Raw genomic sequence first — 22,657 nt, 5'->3', positions numbered from 1 at the left:
TTCTTAAGAGAGATATGAAATTTGAAAAAGATTTAATTCCATTTAGGGTAGCTGGAGTGTACAACTCTGTCCACATAGATAAAAGTTATCAGGGCGATGGTTATTTTGTAACGCAAGAACGTGATCATTTAGAATTTGCGTTAGATGGGATTGTAGGCGAACGTCATCGTGGATTTACGACGACATCTGGGGGAAGATTTACTACATTATATGAAAGAGGAACGCAAGTACGAAATAATAGAATGTGGTCGGCGATTTCCCCTTTTGAAGTTAGCAAAGTAGCAGAGAATCTTATTCTCGGAAAAAAATTAACACCTGAATTACTAGGAATTAATCTTTTATTAGAAGGAATGGACACTATATCTGACTTGCCTCAAGGATCATACCTAGTTTTTTCTCCATATTCAGAATTTAAACCAAAAAGAGAAGAGAATGTAACTCTTGTAGTTTATGGTCAGGCTTTACCTTGTACTGTTGCGGGTAAAGCTCTTGTAGAACCCCTAGAAGATCCTACCCTTGAAAGAAGATTTCCAAAAGCAGCCATGGGATTACGTGGAACAACGGGATGGGTTGAAAAAGCAGGAATTGTTCGTCCGGAGTATTACGGATGGGTACTTACACCAACAGGAAAAGATTAGAATTTCCCCTTCTTTAATTTCTGTGCCAGTTTCTTCAATGAAGCAACATACTCACCCATATCTTTAATCGGCTGCTGTGCCACGCCTTCGTCCATGGCAGATTTGGCAATCAGGGGTGTGATGTTTGATAAGATGCGAGAATCGAGTGGTTTAGGAATTAAGTATTCAGGACCAAATTCAAATTTTCTTCCATAGATTTTTTCAACATCTGCAGGAACTTTTTTTCTGGCTAATGCTGCCAAGCCTTTTGCAGCGGCAATTTTCATTTTGGGGGTAATTGCTGTGGCGCGTACATCAAAGGCAGCTCTGAAAAGATAGGGAAATCCTAACACATTATTGATTTGATTGGGATAATCACTGCGTCCTGTTGCCATGATTACGCCAGGCACTTCTTTGATAGCAAGTTCGTAGGCAATTTCAGGTGTGGGATTGGCCATAGCAAAGACAATAGGCGATGGTTTCATTGCACGCAGCATCGTAGGTGTGAGAACATTGCCTTTGGAAACACCGACAAAAACATCAGCTCCAACTAATGCGTCAGCAAGAGTAATGGCCGCAGTATTTTTCATAAACTCTTTTTTCTCTGCAGACAGTTCGTGGACGCGTTGTGTGGTTACGACGCCTTTGCTATCCACAAGAAAAATATTCTCACGTTTGGCACCTAATTCGATAAAGAACTTTGCGCAGGCAATAGCAGCAGCACCTGCACCAGAGAAGATGATTTTTACCTCTTGAATTTTTCTCTTAGAGATATAGAGTGCATTAATTAGTCCTGCGCCAGCAACTATCGCTGTTCCATGTTGATCATCATGCATTAATGGAATAGAGAGACGTTTGATTAATTCCTGTTCCACATAGAAACACTCAGGGGCTTTAATATCTTCTAGATTAATGCCACCAAATGTAGGTTCTAATGAAGCGATGATCTGGACTAGTTTTTCTGGATCTTTTTCATTGATCTCAATATCAAATGCATCAATGTTGGCGAAGCGTTTGAACAAAACACCTTTGCCTTCCATGACAGGCTTGCCTGCTAATGGCCCTATATCACCTAAACCAAGAACTGCTGTACCGTTGGAAATGACGGCAACAAGATTGCCTTTGCTAGTATATTTGTACGCGGTGGTTGGATCTTTATGAATTTCTAGACAAGGTTGCGCGACACCAGGAGTATACGCTAAGGAAAGATCTTGAACGGTCTTACATGACTTAGTAGGAATGACTGCAATTTTACCTGGAGTTGGCTGTTGATGATAGATTAAAGGATCAGTTGAATGAAGAGACTGAAAGGGTTTCTTAGATGAAGATGATTGAAGGGGAGGATTTTTTGGCATAGGTAGAGGAATAAAAGGTAATTCTTAAACATTTGCTAAAAGATCTTCTAATACTATTTTTGAATGAGATTGAATGAGATTTGTGAGAAAAATAAACACAGAAATCTTAAAATCGCCTACCCACCATTCGCTATGCTCACTCCGCAGCAAGCTGCGGGGTATTCGGCGATTTTCAAGACGGATTTCTGGTTATTACTCGCAACCGTTGCAGAGCAACGGGGTATTAGACCCAGCGAGTAATAAAACTACTTTTTAATTATTCTGCATACTGTTAAGTGTTCGTTGCTGTTCTAACAATTGGCAAATTTCACGTGAACTATCATAATTGGTACAGCACCATTCTACAGATTTCATTACATCTTCTTCAGTAGGATTAGAATTATTAACAAAACTAAGCTCATTAGGGAGCGGACATTCTTCTACAAATTGCATTACATCTTTTGTTGAATCAACGAGTGTGTAGAATAAGAATACACTACATCCTGCCACAAGCAAAAAGAGCAAGAGTAGACCAACTACAACACCAAACACAATTTTTGTGGTTCTATCCATGATTAACCTAAAAGAACAGAATTTTATAAAATTATCTGGATTATTTCCCTTTGGTTACTTAACTTTATTCGTAGGCGATTTCCACTTTATCGCCAAAAATAGGGATATATCGTTCTGCACTTACACTTTTATTTCCATTAATATACACTGTAAGGTTGGCATTTTCATTAGAACAGTATTCGACTCCTGCATGAAAGAGACAGTCTTGATTCATGTACAAACCTAATTTACTGGTAATGTCAGCAAGTGTTAAGCCGGTAGTAAATACGGAGACAACAGGAAAAGTAGTAGCATTGTTTAGAGTGACAAATGAATCACCCGGAACTGCGTTCCAATTTACTTCTTGACCATTGATTGATGCTTTAAGTGAAAGATCAATAGGAACTAATTCGTAAGAGTATGGGTTGTATTCTTCGCAACTATTCTGCATGCAATAATTTTGCAAACAAAGTACAGCAAGAGGAGTTTGTGAACTATCGCAACTAAGACTGCAATCAGCATCACTGCGACATAAACGTGGCTGAGTTGCAGTGGATTTTTTAGCAAATGGGTCATCGTTGGAATATAAAATTAAAGGTGCTGTAAAGCCAACAACAATAAGCAACAAAAACGTAATCACTACAACTTGGCGAAGAACTTGTTTATGTTGTCGAGTGACCATATAACAATAAAAAAAAGAGAAGTTAAAAAAGGTTTCTATAATCTAGTTACTATCTAATTAACCCACAAGTGAGTTGCAACTACTTGTAACAGGTTATTTGATTATTATTCGACGACGAGAGTTCCTTTCATGTTACGTTGTTCTGGACAACTGCTGCAGGAAAACTCAAATGTTCCTTTTTTAGATGCTCTAAACTCCACAACGGTTTTGCCAGCAATGGGAGTATTTACCCCCAATGCAGGAATGGAAAAAGAGTAGGAAGGCAACGAAAAGGTTGGTTCGCTATCATTAGGCGTTATGGTCAATAATACTTTTGCGCCTTCTTTAACCCTAATTGTGGTTGGACTAAAACTCCATTTTTTAGATGAGAGCGCCACGGATTGTGTTTGGGTGGAAGGATCAGAGTCTTGAGCTGAGGGTTGTTGTTGAGCTACGGGTGCAACTGGCACAGAGGGGGCTACAGGAGCTTCTTGACTTGGTGCCTCTTGACTTGGTTGTGTTGGTTGAACAGATGTTGGTTGAGCAATTGCAAGTTGAGCATCTATTTCTGCTTTGAATGCAGTGAAAGGCTGCGCTCCACTTAATAATTTACCATTGATAAAAAAAGCAGGAGTTCCACTTACACCATATTCCTGTCCATCAGTTAGATCTTTTTGCACTTCTTTAAGATATTTTTGAGAGTCAACACATGTCTTGAATTTAGTAGCATCTAATTCGAGATCAGTAGCCCATTTTTGATAATTTTCTGCGGAGAGTAGTTCTTGATTCTTAAACAAAAGATCGTGATACTCCCAGAATTTACCTTGCTCGTTGGCACATGCTGCGGCAAGAGCAGCAGGCTGCGCTTGGGGATGAAAGCTTAAAGGAAAGTCCATAAACACTAATTTTACTTTTCCTGTTTTGATATACTCTTTTTCTAATTGAGGATATGTTTCCTCAAAGAATTTTCCGCAGAAGGGACATTCAAAATCTGAAAATTCAACAATGGTTACAGGGGCATTGGTATTTCCTTTTATAGGTTGACCAGTAATGTCTATATTGGCAAGAGAAGGTTCTTGAGCTTTATCAACATCCGGTGCAACGCTTGTTTTAAATCCTTGAGGAAAGAAAATTTCGCCATCTTTGGTGATGTAGGAATCGACATTTTGACCTGCTACCGAAAGAGTAACACGATATACATTACCTTCATCAGCGGCGTTTTCAACTTGTGCTACAAAAGGAGCTTCTAATAAGTTAGTATTAACGTAGTCTAAGACTTTTTCTTGGGCTTGAGTAAGAGTAAGATCATTTTCTGTTGAAGTTGGATTCATCCCTCGAAAGCCAGCAGTAAGAATTGAGGCTACAAGTAGGATCAACAGAATACCTGCAACAATTTTCCAACCAAACGAAGATGATTTTGATTCTGAAGATGTTTTTGATTCACCACTCCAAGGGTTTGTTGAAGGAGCTGTTTCCACAACGCGTTTTGGTTTTACTTCAACTTTAGCAACTTTTTCTGTTTCTCGATGTTCCACTTTACTGCGATCTTGAAGATCAACATAGCCTTCTTCATCTTGTGGAAGAGAGGCGGCAGAAGCTGTTGCTCTTGATTCGGATTTGAGAGAAACTGTTTTAGAAGTTGTCTTCTTAGGAAGGACAACGGGAGTAGGAGGAGAAACTGGTTTGACATTGGTGATTGGTTTCTTTTTTTCTTTGAGATCTTCTACACGAACCTCTTCTTCATCATCAATAAATTCTTCACCAAAATACGTCTCTTCTAAGTCGTCGAGCTGTTTTTGTTCCATATAACATCCCCCTTTATTAGATTAAGATACGCAAAAATATATTTATAAAGATTTAGATAGTTTAACCGTTATAACAAAAATATAAAGTTAGGTTACTTAATTAGGTGACAATGCAGCATTATTTTTTGTGTTTTTCTTAGTTGTAGATGTTTTTCTCTCTTCTATACGATCTACTTTCCCGTCTTTCATATACACAATACGTTGAGCATGGTGAGCCAATTCTTCATCGTGAGTAATTAAAATGAGTGTTTTGTGTTCATCGCGGTGAAGGTGAATGAGAAGCTCAAAAATTTGTGTTCCTGAGATGGAATCAAGATTTCCCGTCGGTTCGTCGGCAAGAATAATCGAGGGATTATTGACTAATGATCTTGCAATGGCAACGCGTTGTTGTTGTCCACCAGAGAGTTGACCTGGTTTATGATCCATACGATGATCTAGTCCTACTGTTGCGAGAAGTTGCGTTGCGCGTCTGACTCGTTCTTCTTGAGCTAGCCCTTGAAATAATGTAGGAAGCATAACATTTTCTAATGCCGTTAATGTGGGTATAAGATTAAATTGCTGAAAGATAAACCCAATAGTTTTGCCTCTCACTTGGGCAAGATCATTTTCCGAAAGAGTGGAGAGATCTTGATTTTCGAGTGTGATTTTACCTTTTGTAGGCACATCAAGAAGGCCGACTTGGTTCATGAGTGTGGATTTGCCACTTCCGGATGGACCAAGTATAGCTACAAATTCGCCTTTGTGAATAGTAAGATTAACGCCACGTAAAACATCAAGACGTTCTTCGCCCATAATGTACGTTTTCCAGACGTCGTGAAGTTGAATGAGAGGTTGCGGAGACATTACTGGGAGAAGGGACGCGAGTTATTTAAAGGTTAGTTTAGAGGATTGATTTTTGACCTAAAAAGTTCAACTAAGTTAGAAAGCTAGAAAAATTACTCATACCTTAATCCATCCACGGGATGTAACCTTGCGGCTCTCCAGGCTGGTGCTATGCCAGAGAGACAGCCGATGATGAAAGAGAATAGCAAAACTCCAATGATAAAAAACCAGTTGACTTTTATGGACAGAAAGGCAGGACCAACGGCAATGACAAATATTAGCTCGACAAATTTAGCAATGCCAATGCCAATCAATACTCCGATAGTTCCTCCTACAAACCCATAAATGCCGGATTCAATGAGAAATAAAAGAAGGATATGATTTTTCTTAGCACCAACTGCTTTCATGAGTCCGATCATACGGGTTCGTTCTAAAACGGAAGTATACATGGTATTCATGACATTAACTCCTCCTACGAGAAGCGAAATGGCAGCTATGCCAATAAGCACGACTTGAATGATATTGAGTATTGTTCCAAAGATTGCTCCCATTTCTTCAGGTGTTTGAATAGTAAAATCTTCTTTACCTTCTTCTAGACCACGGCTATCGCGTAAATCTTCTTCAATGGATAATGCTACTTGAGAAGGATCTTCGCCAGATTGAGTTTGAGCAATAAGAATCCCTAATTCGCCATTTGTAGCGAAGAGATCTTCATACACTTCTAAAGGCATACTAATAGCTTGGTCATCAGGAGGTGATCCCGTTTTTTGCATGATACCCACGACTTCAAACGGAACATCTTTAATGAGAATTTTATCACTAAGTTCAACAGGTTCGCCAAAAAGTGTTTCATCTTGATAGGCAGCACCAATAGTGACTTTATGGGCGTCACCGTTTTCAAGCACCCTACCAATATCAAGTTTATAGCTATTGGATTCTCCCCATAATTTTCGTTCATCAGGATCAGTAGAAACACCATATATCATAAAGTATCTCACTTGATCATTGATCTCAATTGCCGCAGTGGTGAAGACAAAACCAGTAGCTAGTTTTACACCTGATGTAGCACGTACAATATCAAGATCTTTTTCAGTGATTTTGACTGCATCAATACTTAGACCAGGAGTAAAGGAATTGCCTTTAGCATTGATGAAAAGTTTATCGTTACCTAAGGCAGAGAATTGGCCCTCAATGGCATTCTTAAGACCTTGACCTAGCATAATTAAAGAAACAATGGCAGCTATACCAATAATGATACCTGTAAGAGTAAGGATGGAACGGACACGACGATGACGGATTTCCTGAATACTTAATATGAAGAAATCTTTGAGCATGGGAAGAGGAAGTAGGGGAAGTTTAAGAGAGTTGTGGTAAACGAACAAAAAGATCTCTCAAAGAAATTGTAAATGAAAATAAAGTGAAAATGAAGAAAAAAAGTAAAAAAAATGTACTTAATCTCGTGCAAGATTAATGACAGCTTTAAGACCAACGATTACGACTGATGGTAAAATGAATGCCATCATAGCTCTCATGGTATTTTCAAGGTACATTCCAACAACTTGGACTTGACCGAGCATGCTGCCACCAAAATTTAATACGATGACAAGCGCAGTTACGAACAATACGTAATCACGTTGTTCTTCAGCAGTTACGTTGAAGAATCCTACAATTAACCCAGCTAATACAAGTACTGTTGTTAAAATTGGTAAAACATTTGCTGGGAGCCAATTCGAAATTAATCCTAAGATAACGGCGATAACCACCCCAGCTGTAAATGCGTACGCAATGAGCTTGTTGGTCATTCTGTTACCTGATCCACTTTTTTGCATGTACACCACCTCCAATGGTATATTGTGAAAGAACCTTTTTTGTCTTATAAATTTTTCTACGGCAGAGGGGTGGAAAAATAGAGAAAATGGGCATTTTGTAATGATTAGGGTAGAAATAACGCAGTTTAGACACTAGTTATAGGAAACCAACAGTCATCTGGGCTGAAAATGTGAACTGAAAAAAACACCGCCTAGACCTTACATTTTTATAGTTGCATTCGTCTGGAATATGTATGCCTACTCTTATTGCGTGTTTGTCTACGGGAAAAGGAACTTGGACTGAAGTGATTAAGCTTATAGGAAATGGTGGGTGGTCAAAAATATTTTTGATTACCAATCAGTTTGGCAAAGATAATTTCAAAACTCCAACTGGAGTGGAGATGATTGTGATTTCTGAAGGGATGAGTGTTGAGCAGATGACTGCAACGATTGTGACGAGTTTACGTGGTAAGATTAGCGATTTTGAAGTGGCATTGAATTTTGTGTCTGGCACAGGCGTTGAGCATATGGCACTGCTTGAGGCAGTGTTAGAATTAGGGTTGAACTTTAGACTGGTGGTAGCACGGGATCGAGGAATAGGGACGCTGGGGATTGAGAGAAGTTAAGAAATAAAAAAGAATTATCTTATTATTGGCGCAGTGCGAACAGGTCTGTTTACGATTTCTACATTGTTGTTTGCAATAGTTAAAGGATCTGTTAAAAATTTAGTGTGATCTCTATCTACATCAGTCCGATCTTGATCTGATGGGAGGGGAGGGGTGATTATTGAGAGTTGTGGGGTAACGAATCTTCCCTGAGCGTCTCGCCTACATGAGTGAGTTGCATCAATTAGATTAGCAATGCCATTAGGGCAGACAGATGCAGGGATTAGTCGTCCCTGATACCGAGGGTCGGCAATTGCGTTATTACAATCTCTACCCCCAACATGCCCAGACGCATAGCCATGAAGGAATTCATGATTGAGAAATCCATTCATGTAACCCCCTAAACCGTTTCCTGCGTCTTCTCCCCTAATGAAATAACTTGTTAAATCTTGATCAGGAGTAAAATGATTAACTTTATTTACATTATAGACGAATGCACTCTTACTGGTTGTTTTACGAACGGGGATGTATCGGTTACAATAATTAGGGCTGTTAGTCTCTACAATATTATAATATCCACCATGGGGAAATGGAGGTTCAATAAATCCAAACCATCTTACAAATTCTGGATAAGATAGCCTATGTGAAGTATAATATTGTTTAATTGATTCAGGAGTTGGTTCTTGCCCACTGTTAAGGCGTATAACATTTCTAAGCTGGTAAGCATAATTCATGCCTGGTGTTTTTGCACAAAGATAAAGGTTGTTACGACGCACCATCTCTTGTATAGTATCATCGCTAACCGTTACAAATTGAGTATCGATGAAAATATCTGTTATGATAGGGTGTTCATTTGTACAGCTCGAAAAATCAATAGGGACAAATCGCCTATCTTTACACAGATAGTTTCCGATAATATCATAATGGCCTAATTGAAGAGTAGGGTCTCCTCGTACATATTCCTCTTGCTGACGTGTGTTTTTATCCCCACAGCCAAGCCAGTTTTTTTCGAAGCATGCGGTATTTTCCCGGACTATTCCTGTATCATAACATCTTCCATCTATACCGATACATTGATCTAATTTTTGACATACCCCCTGACGAGCTGCAGGATGGGAACGATCTTCATTTGGGATGTAGCTTTGGATTGCATATCCCCACCTATTACTTGGTCCGCATGTTAAACCATTTCCTGCACTTTGTCCAACATCCATACAACGAGAACTGGAGGTAATGCATTGGTCTCTTCGTTGACAGACTCCTTGATTTGTGGAACCGTCTGGTTTAGAACTTGTGATGGCATAACCCCACCTATTACTTGGACCACACGTTAAACCATTTCCTGCACTTTGTCCAACATCCATACAACGAGAACTGGAGGTAATGCATTGGTCTCTTCGTTGACAGACTCCTTGATTTGTGGAACCATCTGGTTTAGAACTTGTGATGGCATAACCCCAATTCTTATCAAGACCGCAAGTATAATCGCCAACCACAGTACCAACTGCAACACATTGACCATTTGCACGAACACATGCATTACGTTGCTGACAAACTCCTCGATTAATATTCCCGTCTGGTTTAGTGCTTGAAATGGCATAACCCCAATTATGATCAGAACCACAAGTTAATGTGTTCGCACCAGTTCCACTTGTAGACCCCTGAGCAACACAGGTTCTATCCGATTTGATACACATTTCAGTCCCGGGGCAAATGCCTTGTCGTACAGCAGGTCGTGTTCGATCTTCACCAGGGACGTAACTTGAAATGACCGGTTGCCAGGTGCCATCCGCAGTACAGCGTAAATTATTCCAATTTTGACCAACAGCAATGCATTCGTTATTTGCATTCACACAGCTGATTTGCTGCTGACAGAGTCCGCTCACATGTAGAGGTTGTTGACCAGCACGAGGAATGGAAGTAGTAATCCAATATGCCCAATTATGATCAGGGCCACAGCGCAATCCTGCATAATCTGCATAATGACTATGGCAAGTCCCATCCGCAGCGACACACCTATTTTGTTGAGGACAATCAGCCCGATGCACTGAAGGGCGAGCCCTATTTTCACCAGGAAGATAACTAGCCGTTTGATAATATAAGACCCAATCTGCAGAAACTCCTTCGCATTTGTAAATTTGGCTTGCAATGCCCGTGGCATCTGTTGTACCCACTTCAACACAATTCTGCGCACGAGTAGGGCACATATTCGCTCGAGGACATAAAGCAGTAAAAGCATTACCTAATGGAGTATTTCCCCCCTGTGAAGCGCGAACGCTTCTCTTAGCCACACCTCTGATAAAATTGTTATTTATAGAGCAAACAGCACTCTGCTCACGACCCATAATTACTTCTTCTCCAAAACGAACACACTCTGCAAATATCGCACAATCATCCTGATTAGGACAAATCGAAACATATGGAAGTAAAGTACCATCAGTTAGGGGTAAGAAACTTGTTATTTCATAACCATCTTGCACTTGCCTAAAAGCATTACCTGTGACACCCAAAGAATGATTTCCGACTACACCGAGAAGTAAAATAAGTAAAACTAATCCTACAATCACTACTAAAAACACATATGATTTACGAACGTGAGAGGAAGACACTTTTAAGTTAAGAGAAAAAATGTTTTTAAAATCTTGTTTTCATTAAAAAGTAATAATTGCTTTTGACAATTACCGTTTCTCCACCACATTATACCAATGATATAATAATCGATCTACGGCTTTGGTTAAATCATAGTCATTGCCTTCGATGCGAATGCAAGTGTCACGTAAGGTTACTTGAGTGATATTAGAAACTGCAAACTCAATAACAGGCTTTCCTGCTGCAGTGTCACAGTTAATAATAGTTCGATTCTCGCAGATAGGGTCTTCTTGTGTACATGCCCCTACAGGCATACGAGCAATACCTTTGGCAATATTAATACTCATTTCAGAGATGGCCAAAGTATAATATTTATTTTCAATAGTAGGATCGATGGCAATGAAGATTTCACTTCCGTTTTCAAATTGGGGTGAAAGACCGCCATGAATAGGAATATCTTGAACTTCTAACGGACCAAAATGTAATGGGAACTTAACTGTGCGTCCGTCGTCTTGAATTTCTGACCACCACAAGCCGTCTGATTTGACAAAACTATATCCATTATAGATATATCCCTCTTCGGGAGATAATTCTCCTTGGAGGTTAAGAGCATGCAAATCGTCGATGGTTTGTGGTGCAGGGTTGTAGTGATTATACAATGCAAAGCCACCAATAACAAGAATGAAAATGCCAATGATAATACCGCCTACCACAAGAGCAATCGTGTTTTTCTCTTTTGGCGATTGAGAAGATTCTGAATGATGAACGCGATAGGATTCTGGAGAATTTGCAGGATGTTTTTCTTCTTTTGGAGGACTAAATGGATCAATATTGACAGATTCTGCAGTGTGGGTTTTAGAGAGATGGAGATCAGATGTATTCTCGGCTGGATGTTTCATAGGGGCTTGGGAGAATAGGAGATTTAAGAAGTTTATGGTAAAGATAGGGTAAATAGGGAAATTCTTGGAAGGGACGAATCTTTTTTAAAACAGGTTCCAGAAAAGGCTATTAGTATGAATACTATGAATTTTGTTGAGCAAATTAAGCAAAATAATGCTACCCACGTAGTAAATAAAGCAGAACTTGCACCACTATTAAGTGAGGCACAGAAAGCTTTTGTTCAACACTTTTCCAATGAGGTCTATTTTGATCGTTCGATTTTTATTAATTGGACGTGTGCGATTGCGGATTGTAAATATTGCTATCTTTCCACCAAGCCAAAACATACGCCAGGAACGCAAGCGAAAGCAGTACGGAGTCAAGAGTCGGTTCTTGCGGAAGCGTTGTTATGCAAAATTATGGGATGGAATGTTGGTTATATTACTGGCGGCTTACGTGTTGAGTCGGTTGATTATTTATGTGAGTTGACACATAATATGAGTTTGTTGCTTGGGGAGAAGATCATGCTTAACTTTGGTCCGCATGCCAAAAGCGAGATTGTTAAGCTTAAACCATATATTAAAGGCATGGGTTCCGCGATTGAATCTTTCGATCCTGATTTGCATCAATTTATTTGTCCTTCTAAACCATTGAGAACACTCATGATGTTTTTGGAGAATTTACAACATGAAGGATTGAATAAGTTAATTACGATTATTCTCGGCATTGGAGAGAAAAAGGAAGATGTTGAGATCGTTATTGAAAATATCAAAAAATATGAGATTAATCGAGTACAGTTGTGTTTTCTTAAGCCGCAAGAGAATACGGTGTTTGCAGATGTGCCATCACCTGATCCATTATATATGGCATGGTGGATTGCACGCATACGTATTGCGTGTCCTACAACGGTGATTAAAGTAGCATTAGTACGAGATCGAATTTCTGACTTATCGTTGTATTTATCTGCTGGAGCTAATGGATTTAGCCGTTTTATGGTGTTTAAAGATTTTGCCAGCCCGTTAGCGCTGGAGTTGGAGAGAGAGTGTGCTAAAGCAGGACGAGTGTTGCAAGGTAACTTTACTCACGTTCCCGTTATTGATGCTGAAAAAGCGGTTAACGAATTGCCTTTTGATCAAGATCTAAAAAAGAGAATTTTACCTAAATTTCGAACGTATTATGAAAATCTGCAAGACTTAGAAAGCGGAACAAAGAAAAAGGGCAATATGCTTACTTCTCTTGATGAAAATTAGCTTTTTTGAAGAATTCCCTACAGAGCAGAATCTTGCGAGATTAAAGTTTGTTTCGTGGAAAACCACATTATATGTTGCTGCATCCTCACTTCAAGAGTTTGAAAAAATTGTTTCTGGTTTGAAAAAGAATAAACATATTGAAAAAGCAGTATATTGGCCAGTATTGACTAAAAAAGAGGGATATTGGATTTCACCATTTTCAAAGAGAGAAGCATTGGTGCGGATGCTTGATGAATTGAATGGAAAACAGATCCCAGTTATGTTAGACCTTGAATTGCCGACAACAAGAAACTCGTTACTGTATGTTACACAAGGTTTGAATTTCTGGCGTAACAAAAAATTGATTTCTAATTTTATTAGGAATTATAATGGCGAAGTTTCATTGTGCGAATATCTCCCTGAAGGAAAAAAAGGCATGATGATATTGCGTTGGCTTGGGCTACATTATGAAATTGATCAAAGAAAAAATAGAGCAGTGATGAAGATGATGTATCATTCCATGCTCCCTTTTACGCATGATTTTATGCATCGGGAGATGACACGCGGCGTTCATGAGTGGGGCAAGCGATTTGTAGTTGGTTTTGGAACTATTGCAGTAGGAGTACTGGGAGATGAACCTGTTCTTGATCCAAAAGTGTTGGAGAATGATTTAATTCTGGCACGGGATGCAGGTGTTGCTGAAGTCGTTATCTTTCGCCTTGGTGGACTTACTAAAGAGTATGCGGCAATTTTGAAGAAATTTGTGATGAAATGAAACAGTGAATAGATGGAGCAAAATGAGTAACGAAAACTTGCCACTCAAACCTATTTTCGGACTTCGTCCGGAACTTTACGGCTCTCGTATCTATTGGCAAGTTTTCGGAACACAGAAACTGCTGTTTCTGGTATTAGCTTTTAGAATTACACAATTGTTTTAAATCTGCTTTTAACTTTATTTTAGATGGAAACTCCAAATGTGTATTTGGATCATTTTTTTGCAGAGGATGAGTCTCGACGATATGATCTTGAGGGATTAGACCCAGGTGATTATGTTATTATTGGACGTCAACCACGATCTGGAACATTACTATCTAAATTACGACATTTGCCAATGGATTTAGGATTAGTGTATATTCCGTGGGAAACACAGGATGCTGGTGGGATTAGATTATTAGATCAAGACGTTTCTCTTGGTCATGCTATAATTATGCGAGGAAAGGTTGGTGCTTTGGAGAAGCAATACTGGTTATTTGATTTGGAGAGTACTAATGGTACTTGGGTAAATAGAACAAGAGTTCACGCTGGTGTTCCAGTAATGTTAGGACAAGATTCACGAATTGGTTTAGGATATGATCGAGAAGATTTGGCGTTTCGAAATAAGAAAATTTAGACCACTGGCATTAACTTGATGCATACAGATTTTTTAATAAAATTTAAAAACAGCTATCTCTACTTTTGAATAATGACAAATCACCGCGCTTTTCTCTATGTGCCTGCTCCTACACAACAAACCAATACTTGGGGGAATGCAACAGTTTGCTACGATCTTACAACCATGAGTCCGGGAGAATATTTGGTTATTGGTCGTCAACCTGGAACTGCTGATTTGGCTGGGAAGTTAGCACAAGTCCCTCTAAGAATGACAACGCCTTTTAAGGAAGCTGGCATAGCTGCCCCATTAGGATTTGTAAGTATTGATGTTTCTAAAAACCATGCATTAATTGTTGCTGGAAAAGCAAGCAATTCACTTCAATATTTATTGATGGATTTAGGTAGCCAGAATGGAACATATGTTAATGAATCCATCGGAAATGGGATAGGAAGAAAATTAAAACCGTTCGAGCCTCATGTTTTAGAGAATGGAACTCAATTCGGGTTGTGCGCGTATCTCACTTTATTGAGATTTCAAAGAACCGTTTAAATCATGTGTTTTAAGAAATACGCAAATCTGGGTTCGCGAATACCTGCTTTGACAATAATGGGCAAAGGATTTTCTCGAGTATGTGTTTGCAAAATATCCAAAACCCTTGATTGTCCAACGTATCTGACGAGTCGATCAAAATCTTTGTCATCGAATTTGTCGAGAAGCTTTCTCATACGTAAATGAAGTTTGAGATGCTTGGCAATGGGTGCTGCTTCTACTTCGTAGGAAGTTCCCAATTCAATAGAACGCGCTAACGCTTTGGCTTGTTTAAGCGCAGGTATTAATCCACCCAGTGTAGTTGCTTTAACAAAACCAGCAGCGTCCCCAAGAAGATAGCAATTTTCATGTTGGAGTTTTTGCGCAGGATGATAGAGAGGGATAGTTCCAGCTTGCATTTCAATAGCTTTGTAATTGTGTTTTTGCATGAATGCGTCAAAGTGTTTTCGACTATCTTTTTTGGTTGCAAGACCAACTCTTGCGCGCGTCTTTGATTCAGAAACTACCCATGCAAACAAACCAGGACAGGTATCGTTGCTAAAAAAGGTTTGAATTTTTGCTGGAGCAAAATTGCCCTCAACTATAGCTTGTATGCCGTAATAATTTTCACGTAGGGGATGATAGAAACCATACGCTTTTGCGGTGGGAGAAAGTGGACCATCTGCAGCAATAACGAGATCCGGTTTAATGTGTAAATCTTTTTTTTCTAGGGAGTTATGGATAATAAGTTCTTGCCCTTCTTTTCGTAAAAAAGTGTGATTAGCGAGCAGAGTTGCACCAGCAAGTCTCGCTAGGTCAGCGAAATAGTTATCAAATTTAACACGGCAAACAAGATATTCTTTTTGTGTCATTTCTACTTTATGAGAGGGAGAATTGACTTCAATGGAAGACATAGTGTTTACAAGAAACGGTTCTGTTGGAAGACCTAATTGGTCAAAATCACCTGTTAGAAGACCAGTGCATTGTACTGGCGAGCCGATTTGAGGGTGATTTTCATAGACGGTTACTTGATGACCTTGTTGAGCGAGAAGATAGGCTGCATAACACCCTGCGGGACCAGCACCAATAATAGCGATGTTCTTTTTGTTTTGTTCTGGAGTTTTCTTTTCCACGAGCTAGATCTTGTAGAATTGGCTTAAAAAGGTTGTTAAAGATGGGACTATTGAAATAAATTAGAGAGAATAATCAATGTTGACCCTGTTCCCACAATACTTCCTCCCACTTGAAGAATATCACTTAATTGATATTGGCCTTTTGGTCTTTCAAAAAAAGTTTCAAATTCCCAAGCTAGATCAATGAAAGTGTACGCGGCTCCTGCAAGATAGAAAGGGACCATACTGGCTGAAGATTCAAGACCAGGGGAGATTGACCCTAGTGTAATGCCAACTACGCCCCCAATACCCGTCGTACATGAAATTCCTGCAACACAATGATCAACTGCCGGAGCGATGGTTTTGTAAGATGGATAATATTGAACTATTTTTGTTGCAAGCCCATCCCCATTAGAAATATTGAGATGTTTGGTACGATCAGTTGTAATAGTGCCCCTATGTTTTAAACCGGCATACCCAATACCAAACGCGAATATAACACTCGCTACGTATTGAAGAGATAATTGTTGTTCATCCATAGCTTAGATTCAATGTTTCAAACTTTAAATGAGTGCTTAGAAAAAAAGAGTATATAAAAATTAAAAGTATAAAAAAGAAAAAAACAAAAGATTTGGAGGAAGAATTAACTTACCTAATAGTAAGTTTGTTCTTCTTCGTCGTCTTTCTTGAGTCGGCTAAAGCCAATGATCAAGCCAATGATTACAAGGAGTACTACCAAAATAATCAAAGCAATTTCAAGGCCATTGCGTAAACTCAAGCCGTCTTTTGCAGCAGCGTCAGCGGAAGATGCAGCAACTACGTTAGCACGTAAAGCGACGGTTTCAAGTTCTTCGCTTCCAGATCGTACTACAACGTTAACTACATGGGTTCCAGCAGGTGCGGTTGCGGTCGGGGTAACATCAACACGGACAACTTTGTTTTGGCCAGGAGCAAGAACAACAAGGTTTTCACTCAAGGTTGCGCCTACAGCGTCGGATGCAACAGCTTCAAGCATATATGCTTTAGATTGTCGACCAGCGTTGGTAAGAGCAATGCCGTAACTTACAGTTGTGCCAGCTACAACGGTTTGTGATTCAGGACCAACAGCTAAAACTAAGCGGTTTGGACCAGTTTGAAACATTTCGTTTGCGTCAACATGAACAGTGTAGGTTTTGCTTACGGTTTCACGAAGATCGTCGTATTTAGCGGTAACAACAACATTGTAATCTCCAGCTGCAGCAGTTGCAGGGATGGAAAGGAACATTTCAGGAACGTCCTCATAATCAACATTGTGGTTGTCGGTTTCAACAACGTCAACGAATTCAGTAGCTTCTACACCAAGTTGAGGCATAGCAACGGTAACTTTAACGTCTTTTTGGTCTTTGTCTCCAAAGTTCTCAAGCAATACACTCGCTAAAAGGGAGCGACCTGCCATAACAGTGGATCCAGGGGAAAATGCAACATCACTGATGCGAAGACCGTGACGGGTAGGTTCTACTTGGAGTACAACATAACCAATCATAGATGGGCTGTCTTTGTCATCAACGCTTACACGAAGAAGATAGCGATCGTCTTCAAGGCGATCAGGCATATTCATCTTAAGAGTAACTCTTTTACGTGCAGGAGCATCAACGGTACCTTCAAGGTCAAAAACATGCACACGATCGGAGATGTCTTCATAATCGTCATATTCGTAACCACGAACTTCAGCTTCTACTTGGATACGTTCTGCATTGGTAGTGGATTCAAGAACTAATTTAACTTCTAGTTCTTCGCCTTCATCAATAACAAGACCAGATTCGAGATCAACATTGCTGTTTTCGATTTCTGCTTGAGTAAGAAGGTCAACATCTACATCATTTACTTCAACACTCTCAACAGTCACTTCGCCTGGCACAAAAGCACTAACCAAGGAAACACTGAGGAGACTTACAAGCATTACTGCCAAAAGGCTCACAATTTTATTCATTTTTTCTTCCTCCAAATCTTCGTTTTTGAGTATCATTTAAAATCCGTTTTCACGAATTGTTTATGAAAATCTAAGTTTGGTTAACCACTTCAAAACGCGAGTGATATATAAACCTTTCGTTATTTTTAGTATTCTTTAGTAGTTACAGATTGGTACTACTATTGAATATATCTCCATTTGTCGACGGAGACATAGCGATATTCTACTTGGTGCAGATAGTCATTTTTGAGGACAATTTTAACTATAAAATCCCCACTATTTGCATCAAATGGAATAAGGATAGGCACGGCAATATCTTGGGCTTGATTTTGTTCTAAATCAAATTGGGAACTAGATCGGGTAAATCCTAACTGTGGAATGTCGACAGAAACGCGCAGATTAGTGCGTGATTGACATTCGTCAGTTACAATAACGTGCAAAAGAGTTTCTTCAAAAGGAAGAAGAGCTTCCGGAGTAAGAGATACTCGTTCAATTTGAGCAAAATTATTCTCTGAACAAGCTTTAGCGGGATGTTGCAAAGGAACATTATTAACAAGACCATTTTGAACTGGAACCACAACAGGTGGCAGAATTATTGGTTCTTGTGGGAGTGGTTCTAGAGGGAGAGGTTCCTCAACTGGAGGCTCTTGGGGATCTAGAGGGCCTGCATTTGCAGGAGCATCAGGAACGAAAGGAACAAGACGAGGGAACGGAACAAAAACAAGTTGATGATCAACCGGTTCTTGGTTCTCAGGTTCTGGCTGCAAAGGATCTTGAGGTTGTTGAGGAGGTTGCTGCGGTTCTGGATCTTCTCTGAGAATCAAATCACGAAAACGAATGAATGGATTAAAGCGAGGTAAAACATGACCTCCATTTTCTTCCTCATCAATTTGAACGACATTATCAATATTTAAGACGAATTCATCATCAGGTTGAAAAATGTTTATTTCAGGAATTGGTTGATCTACAACAGCAACAAGATCTATGACTTCTTCTTCAACAGGCCCTGGCACTGGTTCTGGTTGATTCTCCTCTTGAGGAGGAAGCACAGGACATTGCTGGGGTTGGACAATACAAGCACATACATCACATTGCTCCCCAGATGCCAAACAGATTTGACAACTAACAGGTATAATAACTTCTATTAAAGAAAATGCTTGAGCAGAACTCGCAAAGAGCATAATGAAAATAAATGCAAGAGCAATAATGTGTTTCATACTTTAATCCAAACGTCTATCACCAGGAGAGTTTGAATTTTTTAATCTTGACGCACAGAGGTACGTTCTTAGTGTACAGGCGTACATTTTTGAGTTGTTTAATTTGACTTGTTTAATTAAAGAGCAACCGAAGAGCAGTTAGGAAATTTAGAGATTTAAAAATAATAAAAATAATTTCTAATTCCAAAACCATCCTGAAGGTTGGTTATCATCAACAGTGAGGTAACGATAAGCAACTTCATGGAATGCGTCTGCTTTCGCAGTTACTTTCACAAGATATTGACCATTAGGTGTACCATAAGGAACTTGAATAACAACCTCACGATTATCAGATTCCCCATTATCAAGGTCAAACAAAACACTTGAACGAGTAAATCCTAATTGAGGAACTGCCACAGTAACACGGAGGTCCTCAAGATCTACTGAACCTTCATTATTGATGATAGTGGTTACTGAAGTATGATCTCCTGGTTGGACAAATTCTTCGGTTAATGAAACGTGAGAGAGTTGAACTCCACGAAAGTCACTGCGAACACGAAGGCTATATTGTTGTACTGCTGTAGATTGACCATCAGTTACTTCAACAATGACGCGTTCTGTCCCCTCATTTTCTGCTTCCCAATGGATATGACCTTGTTGATCAATAGTCATGCCAGCTGGTGCTTCGCGTAAGCTGTACACTAATTGATCTCCATTATCATCACGAGCAATAACATCATAAGCATACTGTTTATGTTCAGTAGTGATATCAATAGGACGTGACACAATCACAGGACCATTATTTCCTTGACCTGGTTCTAAACAATCGGGAATACCATTATTGTTCGCATCATCAATACCGTTAGGGTTCTCATCGTCATTGAGGTCAGGACAAATATCGCGATCATCACAGATGCCATCATTATCACGATCTCCTACACGGTCGTCGCCAATACATTGATCTTGGTTGTCACAGACACCATCGTTGTCAGCGTCAGGGCAAACATTACATTGATTTTGCGCATCAACTGGGCATACGTCACAGGCATTACCAATACCATCACCGTCTACATCAACTTGGTTAGGATTAGGTACGGCAGGACAGTTATCGATATTATCACAGACACCATCGTTATCTTGATCGCCTTGTGGGCAGATATTGCATTGATTGTTTTGATCGTTAGGGCAAGGATCGACATTATCACAGATATCATCTTGATCCACATCAATACAGAGATCACATGCATCGCCAATACCATCATTGTCAAGATCTTCTTGTCCGCGATTTTGAACTGCAGGGCAGTTGTCTACATTGTCGCAAATTCCGTCAGCATCAGCATCGCCAGGACAATTGACATCACAGGCATCACCAATACCGTCGTTATTAGCATCGGCTTGATCTTGGTTATCTACGTTAGGACAGTTATCAAGTCCGCCACAGATGCCATCACCATCAACATCGCCTTCAGGGCAAATGTCACAGGCATCACCGATTCCGTCACCATCAGCATCAGCTTGATCAGGATTGATAATATTAGGACAATTGTCAATATTAGCACAGATACCATCACCATCAATATCTAAACAGATGTCACATACATTTCCAATTCCATCATTGTCATCGTCTTCCTGATTAGGATTGCGAACGGCAGGACAATTGTCTACATTATCACAAACACCATCATTGTCTTGGTCACCTTGAGGGCAGAGAGGTTCTTCTTCTAAGCAGTCAGGAATACCATTATTATTAGCATCAATTTGATCGTTCTGACCAGGGCATTGATCAAGATTACCGCAGATACCATCACGGTCAATATCGCCCGCAGCATTATCGCCACGGCACATATCACACGCGTCGCCAATACCATCATTGTCAAGATCTTCTTGGTTGGGGTTTGCATTGGCTGGGCAGTTGTCAGCATTATTACATATTCCATCACGATCTTGGTCGCCAGCAGCATCGTCACCTACACATTGATCAAGATTGCCACAGATGCCATCGCCATCTACATCGCCGGCAGCGTTGTTGCCAAAGCATATGTCACAGGCATCGCCAACACGATCACCGTCGAGATCTTCTTGGTTAGGATTAGGTACAGCAGGGCAGTTGTCAAGGTTGCCACAAATACCATCACGGTCTGCATCATTAGCAGGGTCATCATCGCATCGATCAATATTGGCACATAGACCATCCCCATCAGCATCATTATTTGGATCAAGAACGCAAATATCACAGACATCGCCGATGCCATCGCCATCTTGATCAGCTTGATTAGGGTTTGGAATTGCTGGGCAATTATCTTCGTTATCACAGATGCCATCACGATCTTGGTCACCTTGTGGGCAGAGATTACATTGATCCTGCGCGTCTTGAGGGCAAACATCACAGACATCACCTACTCCGTCACCATCAGCATCAGCTTGGTTAGGATTAGCATTGGCAGGGCAGTTATCAAGATTGTCACAGATGCCGTCACGATCACGGTCACCAGCAGCATCGTTGCCGCGGCAGACATCGTCTTCGTCACAAATGCCATCGCCATCAGCATCAGCGCATTGAGGAGGATTTCGAATTAATAATGCAAAAATTTGAGATGTTTGCGCAAGACCATCAGAGACAGTAACGCGGAAAGCATACCGTCCTTCTTGGGCAATTCGTCCAGACCAACGAGCATTGTCGTTGCCTCGTCCAAGATCGCGAAAGATCATGGTTTGAGGAAACTGGCTAAATCCAGGAAGGTTGCGTCCAAAGTCTTCAAAGACAAAAGAGAGTTCATCATTATCTGCATCTTGTCCTAAAAATTCAATCATAAATTGTTCATTAGGGAGTCGTTCATATCCTGCTGGAAGAATAATAATGGAAGGAAAGTCAGGAAGGGGATCAGGTACAAAGCGAGGAGGATTGTTACGATCACACGCGTCACCGATTCCATCACCATCGCGATCTGCTTGGTTTTCGTTTGCATTGTCTGGGCAATTATCTTGTTCGTTACAGAGGTTATCATTATCATCGTCACCGCTGCAATCATCATCACAGGCATCGCCAACATTGTCATTATCTTGGTCCGCTTGGTTTTCGTTTGCATCAGCTGGGCAGTTGTCTTGTTCGTCACAGGTGTTATCATTATCGCGGTCTTCACAGACATCATCAGGTCCGTCGCAGACATCGTTATTGTTAAGATCAGGACATAGAGTAAGAGTGCTAGTAAGAGTATCACGCGCATTGTTAGCGTTGGTAACTCTGGATCGTACTTCGAGTGGTTGATCAAAGCGAATGCCACGAGCACCAGCATTTACCACAAAGTTTTGATTGTAATGATTGCCATTGGCATTGTCAAGGAAATTATTAATAGAATCGTATACTACTAACTGGCGATTATTTTGGCGTAGTTCAATAAGAATATCAAATGGAACATTGCGTTCTCCGGCTGCTTGCACACCAAATCGATGAAGTTGGTTTGCATCGTTCGCATGAAAGGGAATAGCGCGGTCCGCAGTTCCTGCCCAATTACTAAAGACAGAAACGTCACCTGCGCTGGCAAATCCTGCACAAAGCAGAATCAGCAAAAAAACACTCACAAGACCAGTTTTCATTCTCAT

General features: G+C 40.1%; 20 protein-coding genes. 6 read left to right on the top strand and 14 right to left on the bottom strand.

Annotated elements, in window-relative coordinates; all coding sequences use genetic code 11:
• The first annotated feature begins 14 nt into the window (after positions 1–14).
• Complete coding sequence (locus HYV86_06690; GenBank protein ID MBI2573525.1) at positions 15–638, top strand: hypothetical protein; 624 nt, start codon at positions 15–17, stop codon at positions 636–638.
• Here the strand turns inward: HYV86_06690 and HYV86_06685 are convergent.
• From HYV86_06685 to HYV86_06655, 7 genes are all read right to left on the bottom strand, one after another.
• The gene (locus HYV86_06685) at positions 635–1,972 is read right to left on the bottom strand and encodes a malate dehydrogenase (protein ID MBI2573524.1); all 1,338 of its coding nucleotides are present in this window, start codon (positions 1,970–1,972) and stop codon (positions 635–637) included. The genes HYV86_06690 and HYV86_06685 overlap by 4 nt on opposite strands.
• Positions 1,973–2,224: 252 nt before the next feature.
• Entirely contained in the window at positions 2,225–2,524 is a 300-nt protein-coding gene (locus tag HYV86_06680) for a hypothetical protein (protein MBI2573523.1), read from the bottom strand.
• Positions 2,525–2,588: 64 nt separating this feature from the next.
• Positions 2,589–3,185, bottom strand: a complete 597-nt coding sequence (locus tag HYV86_06675; GenBank protein MBI2573522.1) for a hypothetical protein — start codon at positions 3,183–3,185, stop codon at positions 2,589–2,591.
• 104 nt (positions 3,186–3,289) lie between these two features.
• Positions 3,290–4,969, bottom strand: a complete 1,680-nt coding sequence (locus HYV86_06670) for a thioredoxin domain-containing protein (GenBank protein ID MBI2573521.1) — start codon at positions 4,967–4,969, stop codon at positions 3,290–3,292.
• Between the two features lie 96 nt (positions 4,970–5,065).
• Complete coding sequence (locus HYV86_06665) at positions 5,066–5,812, bottom strand: ABC transporter ATP-binding protein (protein MBI2573520.1); 747 nt, start codon at positions 5,810–5,812, stop codon at positions 5,066–5,068.
• A 92-nt stretch (positions 5,813–5,904) separates the two neighbouring features.
• The gene (locus HYV86_06660) at positions 5,905–7,125 is read right to left on the bottom strand and encodes an ABC transporter permease (protein MBI2573519.1); all 1,221 of its coding nucleotides are present in this window, start codon (positions 7,123–7,125) and stop codon (positions 5,905–5,907) included.
• A gap of 117 nt (positions 7,126–7,242) precedes the next feature.
• On the bottom strand, positions 7,243–7,620 hold the full coding sequence (locus HYV86_06655; GenBank protein MBI2573518.1) for a hypothetical protein: 378 nt from the start codon (positions 7,618–7,620) through the stop codon (positions 7,243–7,245).
• A 233-nt stretch (positions 7,621–7,853) separates the two neighbouring features.
• Here HYV86_06655 and HYV86_06650 point away from each other — a divergent pair, with 233 nt between their 5' ends.
• Positions 7,854–8,225, top strand: coding sequence for a hypothetical protein (locus HYV86_06650; protein ID MBI2573517.1), 372 nt, complete (start codon positions 7,854–7,856; stop codon positions 8,223–8,225).
• Between the two features lie 14 nt (positions 8,226–8,239).
• On the opposite strand, the gene HYV86_06645 is transcribed toward HYV86_06650, so the two are convergent.
• Positions 8,240–10,813, bottom strand: a complete 2,574-nt coding sequence (locus HYV86_06645) for a hypothetical protein (GenBank protein MBI2573516.1) — start codon at positions 10,811–10,813, stop codon at positions 8,240–8,242.
• A gap of 69 nt (positions 10,814–10,882) precedes the next feature.
• On the bottom strand, positions 10,883–11,692 hold the full coding sequence (locus HYV86_06640; GenBank protein ID MBI2573515.1) for a hypothetical protein: 810 nt from the start codon (positions 11,690–11,692) through the stop codon (positions 10,883–10,885).
• A gap of 114 nt (positions 11,693–11,806) precedes the next feature.
• Between HYV86_06640 and HYV86_06635 the strand changes: the two genes are divergently transcribed.
• The 4 genes from HYV86_06635 (at position 11,807) to HYV86_06620 (ending at position 14,822) form a co-directional block, all read left to right on the top strand.
• Positions 11,807–12,922 carry a hypothetical protein gene (locus tag HYV86_06635; protein ID MBI2573514.1) on the top strand — a complete coding sequence of 372 codons (1,116 nt, stop codon included), beginning with the start codon at positions 11,807–11,809 and terminating at the stop codon, positions 12,920–12,922.
• Complete coding sequence (locus tag HYV86_06630) at positions 12,912–13,676, top strand: hypothetical protein (protein MBI2573513.1); 765 nt, start codon at positions 12,912–12,914, stop codon at positions 13,674–13,676. Before HYV86_06635 ends, HYV86_06630 begins: the two co-directional genes overlap by 11 nt.
• 186 nt (positions 13,677–13,862) lie before the next feature.
• Positions 13,863–14,291, top strand: a complete 429-nt coding sequence (locus HYV86_06625; protein MBI2573512.1) for an FHA domain-containing protein — start codon at positions 13,863–13,865, stop codon at positions 14,289–14,291.
• A 72-nt stretch (positions 14,292–14,363) separates the two neighbouring features.
• A complete protein-coding gene (locus HYV86_06620) occupies positions 14,364–14,822 on the top strand; it encodes an FHA domain-containing protein (protein ID MBI2573511.1) in 459 nt (152 codons plus the stop codon).
• Here the strand turns inward: HYV86_06620 and HYV86_06615 are convergent.
• From HYV86_06615 to HYV86_06595, 5 genes are all read right to left on the bottom strand, one after another.
• A complete protein-coding gene (locus HYV86_06615; protein ID MBI2573510.1) occupies positions 14,819–15,934 on the bottom strand; it encodes an NAD(P)/FAD-dependent oxidoreductase in 1,116 nt (371 codons plus the stop codon). The genes HYV86_06620 and HYV86_06615 overlap by 4 nt on opposite strands.
• A 47-nt stretch (positions 15,935–15,981) precedes the next feature.
• Positions 15,982–16,452: a hypothetical protein gene (locus HYV86_06610; GenBank protein ID MBI2573509.1), complete on the bottom strand. Its 471-nt coding sequence runs from the start codon at positions 16,450–16,452 to the stop codon at positions 15,982–15,984.
• Positions 16,453–16,565: 113 nt separating this feature from the next.
• Positions 16,566–17,882: a hypothetical protein gene (locus HYV86_06605; GenBank protein MBI2573508.1), complete on the bottom strand. Its 1,317-nt coding sequence runs from the start codon at positions 17,880–17,882 to the stop codon at positions 16,566–16,568.
• 158 nt (positions 17,883–18,040) lie between these two features.
• A complete protein-coding gene (locus HYV86_06600) occupies positions 18,041–19,078 on the bottom strand; it encodes a hypothetical protein (GenBank protein MBI2573507.1) in 1,038 nt (345 codons plus the stop codon).
• Between the two features lie 177 nt (positions 19,079–19,255).
• Positions 19,256–22,657: a thrombospondin type 3 repeat-containing protein gene (locus HYV86_06595; GenBank protein MBI2573506.1), complete on the bottom strand. Its 3,402-nt coding sequence runs from the start codon at positions 22,655–22,657 to the stop codon at positions 19,256–19,258.

It is taken from the genome of Candidatus Woesearchaeota archaeon, from assembly GCA_016188115.1.
Taxonomy (GTDB): domain Archaea; phylum Nanobdellota; class Nanobdellia; order Woesearchaeales; family GW2011-AR9; genus JACPIK01.
Note: the sequence above shows the minus strand (reverse complement) of the source record. Positions and strands in the feature narration are given on the sequence as shown.

Coding starts and splice junctions, on each gene's coding strand:
- HYV86_06690 (MBI2573525.1), top strand. CDS start 15: ATGAAATTTGAAAAAGATTTAATTCCATTTAGGGTAGCTGGAGTGTAC.
- HYV86_06685 (MBI2573524.1), bottom strand. CDS start 1,972: ATGCCAAAAAATCCTCCCCTTCAATCATCTTCATCTAAGAAACCCTTT.
- HYV86_06680 (MBI2573523.1), bottom strand. CDS start 2,524: ATGGATAGAACCACAAAAATTGTGTTTGGTGTTGTAGTTGGTCTACTC.
- HYV86_06675 (MBI2573522.1), bottom strand. CDS start 3,185: ATGGTCACTCGACAACATAAACAAGTTCTTCGCCAAGTTGTAGTGATT.
- HYV86_06670 (MBI2573521.1), bottom strand. CDS start 4,969: ATGGAACAAAAACAGCTCGACGACTTAGAAGAGACGTATTTTGGTGAA.
- HYV86_06665 (MBI2573520.1), bottom strand. CDS start 5,812: ATGTCTCCGCAACCTCTCATTCAACTTCACGACGTCTGGAAAACGTAC.
- HYV86_06660 (MBI2573519.1), bottom strand. CDS start 7,125: ATGCTCAAAGATTTCTTCATATTAAGTATTCAGGAAATCCGTCATCGT.
- HYV86_06655 (MBI2573518.1), bottom strand. CDS start 7,620: ATGCAAAAAAGTGGATCAGGTAACAGAATGACCAACAAGCTCATTGCG.
- HYV86_06650 (MBI2573517.1), top strand. CDS start 7,854: ATGCCTACTCTTATTGCGTGTTTGTCTACGGGAAAAGGAACTTGGACT.
- HYV86_06640 (MBI2573515.1), bottom strand. CDS start 11,692: ATGAAACATCCAGCCGAGAATACATCTGATCTCCATCTCTCTAAAACC.
- HYV86_06635 (MBI2573514.1), top strand. CDS start 11,807: ATGAATACTATGAATTTTGTTGAGCAAATTAAGCAAAATAATGCTACC.
- HYV86_06630 (MBI2573513.1), top strand. CDS start 12,912: ATGAAAATTAGCTTTTTTGAAGAATTCCCTACAGAGCAGAATCTTGCG.
- HYV86_06625 (MBI2573512.1), top strand. CDS start 13,863: ATGGAAACTCCAAATGTGTATTTGGATCATTTTTTTGCAGAGGATGAG.
- HYV86_06620 (MBI2573511.1), top strand. CDS start 14,364: ATGACAAATCACCGCGCTTTTCTCTATGTGCCTGCTCCTACACAACAA.
- HYV86_06610 (MBI2573509.1), bottom strand. CDS start 16,452: ATGGATGAACAACAATTATCTCTTCAATACGTAGCGAGTGTTATATTC.
- HYV86_06605 (MBI2573508.1), bottom strand. CDS start 17,882: ATGAATAAAATTGTGAGCCTTTTGGCAGTAATGCTTGTAAGTCTCCTC.
- HYV86_06600 (MBI2573507.1), bottom strand. CDS start 19,078: ATGAAACACATTATTGCTCTTGCATTTATTTTCATTATGCTCTTTGCG.
- HYV86_06595 (MBI2573506.1), bottom strand. CDS start 22,657: ATGAGAATGAAAACTGGTCTTGTGAGTGTTTTTTTGCTGATTCTGCTT.